Source organism: Parageobacillus thermantarcticus (assembly GCF_900111865.1).
GTDB lineage: Bacteria > Bacillota > Bacilli > Bacillales > Anoxybacillaceae > Parageobacillus > Parageobacillus thermantarcticus.
Genome location: NZ_FOJS01000001.1, coordinates 101,815 through 113,450, shown reverse-complemented (window position 1 = coordinate 113,450; position 11,636 = coordinate 101,815). Strand labels below are relative to the sequence as shown.

Sequence of the window (11,636 nt, the reverse complement as noted above, 5' to 3'; positions counted from 1 at the left end):
AAGGTGAATAAAGCCCCAAAAGATACGCGCGTCGTTGTCGGAATGTCGGGTGGAGTCGATTCATCGGTGGCGGCGTTGCTTTTAAAACAGCAAGGGTACGATGTTATCGGCATCTTTATGAAAAACTGGGACGATACAGATGAAAACGGCGTTTGCACGGCGACGGAAGATTATGAAGATGTCGTGCGCGTCTGCAATCAAATTGGCATTCCGTACTATGCTGTTAATTTTGAAAAACAATATTGGGATAAAGTGTTTACGTACTTTTTGGATGAATATAAAGCGGGGAGAACTCCGAACCCTGATGTGATGTGCAACAAAGAAATTAAATTCAAAGCATTTTTAGAACATGCCTTATCGATCGGCGCCGATTATGTGGCGACCGGCCATTACGCCCGCGTCGAGTACCGCGACGGCGAATATAAAATGTTGCGTGGCGTCGACCAAAATAAAGATCAAACGTATTTTTTGAACCAATTAGGGCAAGAACAGCTGTCGAAAGTGATGTTTCCGATCGGCCATCTTGAAAAAGCGCAAGTGCGGCAAATCGCGAAAGACGCAGGCCTTGCAACGGCGACAAAAAAAGATAGCACGGGAATTTGCTTTATCGGCGAACGGGACTTTAAAAAATTTTTAAGCAGCTATTTGCCAGCACAGCCGGGCATTATGCAAACGCTGGACGGCGAAGTGAAAGGAAAGCATGACGGCGTGATGTACTATACGATCGGGCAGCGCCACGGTCTTGGTATTGGCGGAAACGGTGAGCCATGGTTTGTGGTCGGCAAAAACGTAAAAGAAAATATTTTGTACGTCGCACAAGGGTTTAACAATGAATATTTGTATTCGACTTCGCTTATTGCGACAAATGTCAACTGGGTGTCGGACCGCAAACCGCCAAAATCGTTCCGATGCACGGCAAAATTCCGTTATCGTCAGCCGGATACAGGCGTTGTTGTGCATATTATCGACGATGAAAAAGTGGAAGTCGTCTTTGATGAGCCGGTTCGCGCTGTTACGCCGGGGCAAGCGGTCGTATTTTACAACGGTGAGGAATGTCTTGGCGGCGGAACGATCGATAAAGTGTTCCGCAATGGCGAAAAACTTTGGTATGTCGCCTAAAAAAGGCGGAATGCGGCATATTTTCGGGAAGATGCAACACGAAAACCTCAACTCTTATGCGGGTTGAGGTTTTTATGTAATTAATAGAAAATTACGAACATATGTGCTACAATGAGCGTAAGGAGTGAAAGGAAAATGGGTGAGAAAAACCGCGCGGGAATCGCATATATGCAAGAAGGAAATTATGAAGAAGCGATAAAATGTTTTCATGAGGCGATTGAAGAAAACCCGAATGATCCAGTTGGCTACATCAATTTTGGCACCGTGTTGGCCGCGGCTGGGGAAGAGGAAAAAGCGCTTAACTTTTTCAAAAAAGCGATGGAGCTCGATAGCAACGCGGCGGCGGCATACTATGGAATGGGGTCTGTCTATTACAAGCGCCAGCAGTTTGCGCAAGCGAAGGATATGTTTGAACAAGCGATTCAGAAGGGGCTAAACGACGGAGACGTCTTTTTCATGCTCGGAATGTCATTGATGCATTTGGAAACGCCGCGCCTTGCGCTGCCGTATTTACAGAGAGCAGTGGAGTTGAACGAGCGAGACGTCGAGGCGGTGTTTCAGCTTGGACTGTGCCTTGCGCAGCTTGAATTTGTTGATGAAGCGATGAACTATTTTCAAAAAACGATCGAGTTAGATGAACGCCATGCCGATGCGTATTATAATTTAGGGGTTATCTATGCATATAAAGATGATGTAAAGACAGCGCTAAAAATGTTTACGACCGCACTACGGATCCAGCCGGATCATTTGCTCGCCGGATATGGGAAAAAGATGATGGAAAAAGCGCTACAACGATAAAAGGGCAGGGGATTCCATGCAGCAACCGGAATCATTTGTTTTCGGGGAAACATCGTTTATTAAAGGATCCTATATTTCCACCATTTTTCATAATGAAGCGAACCTCTATTCCGTTGTTCGCGTCCGAGTCGAGGAAACGAACGAAGCGTACGATGAACAAGAAGTTGTTGTCACCGGATATTTCCCAAAAATGAACGAACATGATACGTATATTTTTTACGGGAAATTTCGTGACCATCCGAAGTTTGGCAGGCAATATGTCGTAGCGCATTTTCGCAAGCAATTCCCAAACACAAAGGACGGTATCATTCACTATTTGTCAAGCAATTTGTTTAAAGGAATCGGGAAAAAAACGGCAAAAGCGATCGTCGAAGCGCTTGGCGAAAACGCGATTTCCAAAATTTTAGCAGACCCTAGCGTATTGGACGATGTTCCGAAGTTGTCAAAGCAAAGAGCAAAAGAGCTGTATGATGCGTTGCGCGCTCATGAAGGGCTGGAGCAAACGATGATCGCGCTTTCCCAATTTGGTTTTGGTCCGCAGTTGTCGATGAAAATTTATCAAGTATACCAAGATGAAGCGCTTTCCGTGATCCAGCAAAACCCTTACCAGCTTGTCGAAGATGTCGAAGGAATCGGATTTGGCCGCGCCGACGAATTAGGCTACCGGCTTGGCATTTCCGGCAATCATCCTGCGCGCATCCGCGCCGCGTGTTTGTTTGTAATTGAACAGAATTGCCTCCAAGAAGGGCATGTGTATGTGACAGAAAGGCAGCTCATCGGAAACGTCAAACAGCTTTTGGAAGCAAAGCGAAACGAAACGATCAGTGAAGAAGTGATCGGACAAATGTTGTTAATGCTTGCCGAGGAAGGCAAGTTAATCAATGAAGACGAAAAATTTTATATTCCGTCGCTTTATTTTGCCGAAAAAGGGATCGTGACAAATGTGAAGCGCCTGTTACAGCAAACGGAAGCGGTAATGGCGTTTCCGGAATCGGAGTTTTTATTGGCGCTCGGAAGGCTGGAGGAACGTTTATCCGTTCAATATGCCCCTTCGCAAAAAGAAGCGATTCGACAAGCGCTTTCTTCCCCGCTGTTTATTTTGACCGGAGGCCCTGGCACCGGAAAAACGACGGTGATCAAAGGGATCGTAGAAATTTTCGCTGATTTGCACGGTTTTTCCCTCGATCCGAAAGATTACACGAAAGACGATCCGTTTCCGATTTTGCTCGCCGCGCCGACGGGAAGAGCGGCAAAGAGAATGAGCGAAGCGACGGGATTGCCTGCGGTGACGATTCATCGTTTACTCGGATGGAATGGGGCGGAAGGTTTTACGCATGATGAGGACGAGCCCATTAGCGGCAAGCTTTTGATCGTTGATGAAATGTCGATGGTTGATACGTGGCTGGCCAATCAGTTATTTAAGTCGATTCCGGACGGCATGCAAGTGATTCTCGTCGGCGATGAAGATCAGCTGCCGTCTGTCGGACCGGGACAAGTGTTAAAAGATTTGTTGCAAGCGGGCGTCATCCCGACCATTCGGCTAACTGAAGTGTATCGGCAAGCGGAAGGTTCCTCGATTATCGAATTGGCGCACCAAATGAAAAACGGGGTCATTCCTCCGGATTTAACCACGCCAAAGGCGGACCGCTCATTCATTCGCTGCCAAACTTCGCAAGTTGCTGAAGTTGTTCGGCAAATTGCCGATAACGCGCGCAAAAAAGGCTTCTCCGTAAAAGATATACAAGTGCTTGCTCCGATGTATCGCGGTCCTGCTGGAATTGACCGCCTCAATCAAGTGCTGCAAGATTTGTTTAACCCGAAATCCGAGAAAAAGCGGGAACTTTCGGTTGGCGATGTCGTATATCGAGTTGGCGATAAGGTGCTCCAGCTTGTCAATCAGCCTGATGACAATGTGTTTAATGGGGACATCGGGGAAATTGTCGCCATTTTTTACGCGAAAGAAAATACGGAAAAGCAAGATTTAGTCGTCGTTTCTTTTGATGGCATCGAGGTGACGTATTCGCGGCAAGATTTGTCGCAAATTACGCACGCGTACTGCTGTTCGATTCATAAATCGCAAGGAAGCGAGTTTCCGATTGTCATTTTGCCGGTTGTCAAAAGCTATTATCGCATGTTAAAGCGAAATTTATTATATACAGCTGTGACAAGAAGCAAACAATTTTTAATTTTATGCGGCGAAGAAGAGGCGTTTAAATTAGGGGTTGCCCGCAGCGATGATGGCTCCCGGCAAACAACGCTGATGGAAAAATTGCGAAAATCCCTTGTGCCTGCTGTAGAGGGAGAACTGCCGATGGAAGACGCGAACATCGGAATGGAAAACGTTTCACCGTATGATTTTATGGATAACTAGCCAAGCTAAATATGCCGGAAAGGTGGAGAGATCTTTGCGGACATTTTCACATATGAAAGGGCTTCCCGTATATGAGCAAAAAACAGGGAAAACTATTGGAAAAATAAGCGACATTTGCTTTACCAATACGGGAAAAGTCCAAGGATTTATCGTCGAAAGCAAAGGGTGGTTTGCGCGCCATCGGTATCTTCCGCTTCACGGCATTCAAGCGTTTGGAGCGGATGGGGTCGTCGTTAATGATGCTGCGCTTTTACGATCGCTTTCTTCTTTGCAAACTGGCTACTCTCTTTACAGCGAACGCGGAATTGCCGGAAAACCGGTGATGACCGTGGACGGCCGGAAGCTTGGATTGTTGGAAGATGTATATTTTCACGGGCAATTGGGCATAATCGGAGGATATGAAATTACAGAAGGTTTTTTTGCTGATTTGACGGAAGGGAAAAAGCGAATGGACGCTGTTCCCTTTACGGTCGGGGAAGAAGCGATTATTGTAAACACAACGATATAAGGAGAGTGGCTGTTTGTGCTCATTTGCCCAAATTGCAAAAGTAAAAATTTAGGTAAAATCGGTGTCAACCAATATTATTGCTGGGATTGCTTTATCGAGCTTTCTGTTGCAAAAGGGATGATTCACGCACATCAAGTCGAGGAAGACGGGACGTTAAGCTCGTTAGACGACTTGTTCGATGAACATGAGCGCACGATCCGATTTTAGGAGGGAACGAGCATGAATCGTGCAATGACCTCTTTGTTAGCGTTAGGATTAGGAGTTGCTGCTTACCAGTTAGCACAACGTAACGATTGGCTGAACAATCGTTCCATGAAAAAAATGCGCCGCCGTTTAGCGAAAGCGATTCGTTAAAAATAAGCAAGCGCCAATTCCTGTTGTTCCTTACGGGAATTGGCGCTTTTTTGTATAATTCTGCTTTCTGCTCCTACACTAACGATAGGAGGTGCTGCCATGGGGGAGAAGCAATGGTTGTCCATCATTCGCGTGAGCAAATGGCTGCTTGTTGTTATGATGATTTACTTAATTGTTCGCATGAAGGAAGTATGGCTGCCGGTTGTGCATTTATTTATTGCTGCACTTATTCCATTTTTTATCGCCGCGTTTATTACATACTTATTGCATCCGTTGGTGGAATACATTCATGAACAAGGCATTCCGCGCTGGATGGCGATTTTATTGATTTATTTTCTTTTTTTCGGCGGCGTGGGCTACGGCTTTTATAAAGGAATTCCGTTGTTCATCCAACAGCTAAAAGACTTGAGCGAAAGCTTGCCGGCATTGGCGGAGACATACCGGAGCTGGACAAAACAAATCCACAATGAAACATCGGCATGGCCAATGGAGATTCATACAAGAATCGAAGCGATGCTTATGCAGCTGGAACAAGCGGCAGCGAACGCGTTAACGGCGGTTATGAACGGAATAAAAGGGCTTGTGAATTCCGCGCTGTTGTTTTTGCTCATTCCGTTTATCGTTTTTTACATGTTGAAAGATATCGATCAGCTGAAAAAAGCGGTGTGGTACATGACTCCGAAACGGTGGCGTGAACCGGGAGTTGCGTTTTTGAAAGATGTAGATGAATCGCTTGGCAACTATATCCGCGGCCAATTGTTTGTAGGATTCATCATCGGAACGGTTGCTGCGCTTGCGTTATGGATCGCGGGCATGGAATATCCGCTTTTACTCGGGTTTATTATTGGGGCAACTAATGTTATTCCTTATTTTGGACCGATTATCGGGGCGGTTCCCGCCGTGATTTTGGCAGCTACCGTTTCGCTTAAAATGGTGCTGATTGTCTCTGCCATCATTTTTTTTCTTCAATTTTTGGAAGGCAATATTTTATCACCGTTGATCGTCGGAAAAAGTTTGCACATGCATCCGCTTATGATTATGTTTGCGTTATTTTTTGGCGGGGAAATAGCGGGGGTGCTTGGCCTTATTATTGCCGTGCCGCTTCTTGCGGTATTAAAAGTCGCTCTTCTTCATTGGAAAGAACATTATCGGCCGCATTGACAAATAAAAGCCGCTTGTCTATAATCATTCAATGAAAAAGTGAATACATAACGCGATGACGGATCGAGTATGTTACAGTCCATCTTAAAGCGCGTGTTCGCGCACAGAGAGGAATTTCCGTGGCTGAAAGAAATTCCAGATGAAGGGTAACAGAACGCTAATCCGGAGCGCAGGCAAAACCTGACGTATCGCCACGTTACGGCGTTAGAGGGGATGAACGGCTTAACGTTCATAAACAGGGTGGTACCGCGAGCATAACTCTCGTCCCTGAAGGGGATGAGAGTTTTTTATATTCAAGTTCCATATGGCGTAGAAAGGGAGGATTATGATGAAAAAGCTTACTTCAGCACAAGTAAGGAAAATGTTTTTGGACTTTTTCAAAGAAAAAGGCCACGCGGTCGAGCCGAGCGCGTCGCTCATTCCTGTTGACGACCCGTCTTTGCTGTGGATTAACAGCGGTGTCGCTACATTAAAAAAATATTTTGATGGCCGCGTAGTTCCGGATAACCCGCGCATTTGCAATGTGCAAAAGTCCATTCGCACAAACGATATTGAGAATGTTGGGAAAACGGCACGTCATCATACATTTTTCGAAATGCTCGGAAATTTTTCGATCGGCGATTATTTTAAGCGGGAAGCCATCCATTGGGCATGGGAATTTTTAACAAGTGAAAAATGGATTGGTTTTGAACCAGAGCGATTGTCGGTAACGATTCATCCGGAAGATGATGAAGCGTTTGAAATTTGGCATAAAGAAATTGGCCTTCCGGAAGAGCGGATCATCCGTTTGGAAGGAAACTTTTGGGATATTGGTGAAGGCCCGAGCGGTCCGAACACGGAAATTTTTTACGATCGTGGCGAAGAGTTCGGAAATGATCCGAATGATCCGGAATTGTATCCAGGCGGGGAGAACGATCGCTATTTAGAAGTATGGAATCTCGTGTTTTCACAATTTAATCATAATCCAGACGGCACGTATACGCCGCTTCCAAAGAAAAACATTGATACAGGCATGGGATTGGAGCGGATGTGCTCGATTTTGCAAGGAGCGCCGACAAATTTTGAAACGGATTTATTTATGCCGATCATTCGCGCGACAGAGAAAATTTCCGGGGAAAAGTACGGCAGCGATACGGAAAAAGACGTGGCGTTTAAAGTGATTGCCGACCATATCCGGACGGTCACGTTTGCTATCGGCGATGGAGCGCTTCCATCCAACGAAGGTCGTGGCTATGTGTTGCGCCGCTTGCTGCGCCGCGCAGTTCGTTATGCAAAACACCTCCATATTGAGCGTCCGTTTATGTACGAGTTAGTGCCGGTTGTCGGTGAAATCATGAGTGATTTTTATCCGGAAGTGAAAGAAAAAGCGGCGTTTATTCAAAAAGTTATCAAAAACGAAGAAGAACGTTTCCATGAAACGCTGCATGAAGGATTGGCGATTTTAGCAAGCGTCATCCAAAAAGAAAAAGAGCGCGGCAGCGATGTCATTTCCGGGGAAGATGCGTTCCGCCTTTATGACACATATGGTTTTCCTGTGGAATTAACGGAAGAATACGCGCAAGAAGAAGGAATGAAAGTCGATCACGAAGGATTCGAACGGGAAATGGAGCGCCAACGGGAGCGCGCCCGCGCCGCTCGGCAAGACGTTGACTCGATGCAAGTGCAAGGCGGCGTGCTCGGCGATATTAAAGTCGAAAGCCGTTTCATCGGTTATGACGAGCTATGTGCGCAATCGGAAGTAACCGTGATCGTAAAAGATGGAAATCTTGCTGATGAAGTAAGCGAAGGAGAAGAAGCGCAAATTATATTAGATGTAACGCCGTTCTACGCGGAAAGCGGCGGCCAAATCGCTGACCAAGGATGGCTGGAAAACGAAACGACGAGAGCGTTTGTAAAAGATGTCCAAAAAGCGCCAAACGGACAACATTTGCATCATATCATCGTCGAAAAAGGAACGGTGAAAAAAGGCGAAACATACACGGCGCGAATCGATGAAGCGAAACGGGCGAACATTGTGAAAAATCATACGGCGACACATTTATTGCATCAAGCGCTAAAAGACGTGCTTGGCCCGCACGTCAACCAAGCGGGATCGCTAGTCGCCCCAGACCGCTTGCGCTTTGACTTCTCACATTTCGGACAAGTGAAACCGGAGGAGCTAGAGCGCATTGAAGCGATTGTCAACGAAAAAATTTGGCGCAGCATTCCTGTCGATATTTTCTATAAACCGCTTGCGGAAGCAAAAGCGATGGGCGCAATGGCTTTATTCGGCGAAAAATATGGGGATATCGTCCGCGTCGTGCAAGTAGGCGACTACAGTTTGGAGCTTTGCGGAGGCTGCCATGTGCCAAACACTTCGGCAATCGGCTTATTTAAAATCGTTTCTGAATCAGGCATTGGCGCAGGCACTCGCCGGATTGAAGCGGTGACAGGAGAAGCGGCGTATCGCTTCATGAATGAACAAATCGCCTTGCTGCAAGAAGTCGCGCAAAAATTAAAAACGAGCCCGAAAGAAATCGCCCACCGCATCGACGCGCTAATGAACGAAATTCGCCAATTGCAACGCGAAAACGAATCGCTGGCGGCGCGCCTTGGAAACATGGAAGCGGCCAACCTTGTCAACAAAGTGAAAGAAGTGAACGGAATTCCTGTACTAGCAAGCAAGGTGAGCGCGTCTGACATGAATCATTTGCGCACAATGGTTGATGAACTAAAACAAAAATTAGGCTCGGCGATTATCGTATTAGCGGCGGTGCAAGGGGAAAAAGTAAGCTTGATCGCCGGAGTGACGAATGACTTGATTGAAAAAGGATACCATGCTGGAAAATTGATTAAAGAAGTTGCTGCTCGTTGCGGCGGCGGTGGCGGCGGCCGCGCTGACATGGCGCAAGCTGGCGGAAAAGACCCAAGCAAAGTCAGGGAAGCATTGCAGTATGTCGAAACATGGGTAAAATCCGTTTGATAATTGATGGAGATAGTGTACAATGGATGTAAGATAGGGAGATGCCAGAACGGAGAGCGAGGTGGAGACGGTGAGCTCATTTGACCAAACGATGCAGTTTCATTTTTCTGAAGAGCCGGCCGAGACGAACATTCGTGAAGTGCTGCTGACGGTGTATGACGCTCTTCAAGAAAAAGGGTACAATCCGATCAATCAAATTGTCGGTTATTTATTATCTGGCGACCCTGCTTACATCCCTCGCCATAAAGATGCCCGGGCACTAATTCGCAAAGTGGAGCGCGATGAATTAATTGAGGAATTAGTAAAATTCTATTTACAAGGGCAGCGAAAGGATTAACGTATGCGTGTATTGGGGCTTGATTTAGGCACAAAGACGCTTGGGGTGGCCGTCAGCGATGAATTAGGTTGGACTGCCCAAGGAATTGAAACGATTTCGATCGACGAGGAACAAGGAGAATACGGATTAAAACGGCTCCGCGAAATTATCGATGAATACAAAGTCGATACGATCGTCGTCGGATTTCCGAAAAATATGAATGGCACGGTCGGACCGCGCGCGGAGGCGAGCCGGCGCTTTGCGAAAGTGCTTGAACGCGAGTTTTCGCTTCCCGTCATATTGTGGGACGAGCGGTTGTCCACCATGGCGGCAGAGCGAATGTTAATCGCGGCTGACGTCAGCCGAAAAAAAAGAAGGAAAGTGATTGATAAAATGGCGGCTGTTGTTATTTTACAGTCGTATCTTGACAGCAAACAGTAAATGGAGGAGAAAAGATGGAACACGGAGATCGCCATATTACCGTTGTCGACGAAGATGGCAACGAGCAACTATGTGAAATATTGTTTACGTTTGAATCAGAGGATTTTGGAAAGTCTTATGTGTTTTATTATCCGGTAGGCGCAGAATTTGAAGATGAGGAAGAGACGGAAGTTCACGTGTCGGCATTTATTCCCGGAAATGGGGAGCAAGAAGGAGAGCTTTTGCCGATCGAATCCGAGGAAGAATGGGAAATGATCGAAGAAGTATGGAATACGTTCTGCGCCGAACAAGAGGAAGAAGTGGAGTAAGAAGAAAAGATGGCCGTTGAACATCGGCCATCTTTTTTTATGGAAATGGATAGACAGATAGCGAAAAATGTGAAAATTTGTAGTATAATATCACGAGTGAGAGGAGGTTTTCCATGGATAATCACCAGTTTTTTCAAAAAGATGCACAAATTGTGCGAAAGATCGTATTGATCATTTCCATCGCTATTTTTACCGCATGTATCGCTATTGCAGCAGGAAGCTATTTCTATATAAAATCAGCGTTACAACCCGTAGATCCGGATGATCATACTCCTGTTCACGTATCGATACCGATCGGTTCTTCCGTGAATGATATCGCCAACGTATTGGAAGAAAAACGGTTAATTAAAAGTTCATTCGTGTTCCGTTATTATGTGAAGCTGAAAAACCATGTTGATTTTCAAGCAGGGGAATATGATTTAAACCGATCCATGTCAGTTGAAGACATCATCGCCGCATTAAAAACGGGGAAAGTAACGGAAAAAAGCGGGCTAAAGCTAACTATTCCGGAAGGAACGCAACTGACGCAAATTGCTGCGATGATTGCGAAGAAGACGGGGTATAAGAAAGAAGAAGTGCTCCAACAATTAAACGACCGCAAATATATCGAAAAGCTTATTCAAAAATATCCGTCTATTTTATCTAAAGACATTTTAAATAAAAATATCCGCTACCCGCTAGAAGGTTATTTGTTTCCTGCCACTTATTCATTCCATGAAAAAAAACCGCCTATTTCGGAAATTGTTGAGGCGATGTTAAGAAAAACAGAAAAAGTGCTAGCAAAATATGAACGCGATCGGAACGAAATGAATATGACGACACATCAGCTTTTAACGATGTCGTCTTTAATTGAAGAAGAAGCAACAAAAAAAGCGGAGCGCGAAAAAATCGCGAGCGTATTTTACAATCGCCTCCGCACCGGCATGCCGCTGCAGACAGATCCTACTGTGTTATATGCGCTTGGAAAACATAAAGAGCGTGTTTATTATAAAGATTTGAAAGTCCAATCTCCTTATAATACGTATATTCATAAAGGACTTCCTCCCGGACCGATTGCGAACGCTGGGGAAATGTCGATTCAAGCGGCGTTGAAACCAGCGAAAACCGACTATTTGTATTTCCTTGCTACACCGGCGGGCGATGTCATTTTTACAAAAACGTTAGAGGAACATAACCGCCAGAAAGAAAAATATATTAGAAAACAATAGGATAATGTGTGAATCGCTGAAGTGCGAACAAAATATTTCGCATTTCGCATATTTTATGGTAGTATATATAAAGTTATCAATCACCATCCT

The 11,636-nt window shown here is 45.6% G+C and carries 12 protein-coding genes and 1 other annotated feature; all 12 genes read left to right on the top strand.

Annotated elements, in window-relative coordinates:
• Positions 1 to 3: 3 nt before the first annotated feature.
• Entirely contained in the window at positions 4 to 1,119 is a 1,116-nt protein-coding gene (mnmA, locus tag BM278_RS00645; protein WP_090947486.1) for a tRNA 2-thiouridine(34) synthase MnmA, read from the top strand.
• Between the two features lie 135 nt (positions 1,120 to 1,254).
• Positions 1,255 to 1,917 carry a tetratricopeptide repeat protein gene (locus BM278_RS00640; RefSeq protein ID WP_090947485.1) on the top strand — a complete coding sequence of 221 codons (663 nt, stop codon included), beginning with the start codon at positions 1,255 to 1,257 and terminating at the stop codon, positions 1,915 to 1,917.
• Positions 1,918 to 1,933: 16 nt separating this feature from the next.
• Positions 1,934 to 4,288 (top strand): SF1B family DNA helicase RecD2, encoded by a 2,355-nt coding sequence (gene recD2, locus BM278_RS00635; RefSeq protein ID WP_090947484.1) that lies wholly within the window; start codon positions 1,934 to 1,936, stop codon positions 4,286 to 4,288.
• Positions 4,289 to 4,322: 34 nt separating this feature from the next.
• Complete coding sequence (locus tag BM278_RS00630) at positions 4,323 to 4,796, top strand: PRC-barrel domain-containing protein (protein WP_090947483.1); 474 nt, start codon at positions 4,323 to 4,325, stop codon at positions 4,794 to 4,796.
• A gap of 15 nt (positions 4,797 to 4,811) precedes the next feature.
• Entirely contained in the window at positions 4,812 to 5,003 is a 192-nt protein-coding gene (locus BM278_RS00625; protein WP_090947482.1) for a hypothetical protein, read from the top strand.
• Positions 5,004 to 5,015: 12 nt separating this feature from the next.
• Positions 5,016 to 5,150, top strand: a complete 135-nt coding sequence (locus BM278_RS00620) for a YrzQ family protein (protein ID WP_090947481.1) — start codon at positions 5,016 to 5,018, stop codon at positions 5,148 to 5,150.
• A gap of 99 nt (positions 5,151 to 5,249) precedes the next feature.
• Positions 5,250 to 6,311, top strand: a complete 1,062-nt coding sequence (locus BM278_RS00615; protein WP_090947480.1) for an AI-2E family transporter — start codon at positions 5,250 to 5,252, stop codon at positions 6,309 to 6,311.
• 46 nt (positions 6,312 to 6,357) lie between these two features.
• Positions 6,358 to 6,583 (top strand) — a binding site (T-box leader).
• 56 nt (positions 6,584 to 6,639) lie between these two features.
• The gene (alaS, locus tag BM278_RS00605) at positions 6,640 to 9,273 is read left to right on the top strand and encodes an alanine--tRNA ligase (protein ID WP_090947479.1); all 2,634 of its coding nucleotides are present in this window, start codon (positions 6,640 to 6,642) and stop codon (positions 9,271 to 9,273) included.
• Between the two features lie 70 nt (positions 9,274 to 9,343).
• Entirely contained in the window at positions 9,344 to 9,610 is a 267-nt protein-coding gene (locus BM278_RS00600; RefSeq protein ID WP_064549739.1) for an IreB family regulatory phosphoprotein, read from the top strand.
• A 3-nt stretch (positions 9,611 to 9,613) separates the two neighbouring features.
• Complete coding sequence (ruvX, locus tag BM278_RS00595; protein ID WP_090947478.1) at positions 9,614 to 10,030, top strand: Holliday junction resolvase RuvX; 417 nt, start codon at positions 9,614 to 9,616, stop codon at positions 10,028 to 10,030.
• Positions 10,031 to 10,044: 14 nt separating this feature from the next.
• Positions 10,045 to 10,338, top strand: a complete 294-nt coding sequence (locus BM278_RS00590; RefSeq protein WP_090947477.1) for a DUF1292 domain-containing protein — start codon at positions 10,045 to 10,047, stop codon at positions 10,336 to 10,338.
• A gap of 113 nt (positions 10,339 to 10,451) precedes the next feature.
• On the top strand, positions 10,452 to 11,546 hold the full coding sequence (gene mltG / locus BM278_RS00585) for an endolytic transglycosylase MltG (RefSeq protein ID WP_090947476.1): 1,095 nt from the start codon (positions 10,452 to 10,454) through the stop codon (positions 11,544 to 11,546).
• Positions 11,547 to 11,636: the final 90 nt, after the last annotated feature.

What these genes read in the sequence shown, in the direction of transcription:
- BM278_RS00640 (WP_090947485.1), top strand. Translation starts at nt 1,255, where the DNA reads ATGGGTGAGAAAAACCGCGCGGGAATCGCATATATGCAAGAAGGAAAT.
- mltG (WP_090947476.1), top strand. Translation starts at nt 10,452, where the DNA reads ATGGATAATCACCAGTTTTTTCAAAAAGATGCACAAATTGTGCGAAAG.
- BM278_RS00620 (WP_090947481.1), top strand. Translation starts at nt 5,016, where the DNA reads ATGAATCGTGCAATGACCTCTTTGTTAGCGTTAGGATTAGGAGTTGCT.
- alaS (WP_090947479.1), top strand. Translation starts at nt 6,640, where the DNA reads ATGAAAAAGCTTACTTCAGCACAAGTAAGGAAAATGTTTTTGGACTTT.
- recD2 (WP_090947484.1), top strand. Translation starts at nt 1,934, where the DNA reads ATGCAGCAACCGGAATCATTTGTTTTCGGGGAAACATCGTTTATTAAA.
- ruvX (WP_090947478.1), top strand. Translation starts at nt 9,614, where the DNA reads ATGCGTGTATTGGGGCTTGATTTAGGCACAAAGACGCTTGGGGTGGCC.
- BM278_RS00590 (WP_090947477.1), top strand. Translation starts at nt 10,045, where the DNA reads ATGGAACACGGAGATCGCCATATTACCGTTGTCGACGAAGATGGCAAC.
- BM278_RS00615 (WP_090947480.1), top strand. Translation starts at nt 5,250, where the DNA reads ATGGGGGAGAAGCAATGGTTGTCCATCATTCGCGTGAGCAAATGGCTG.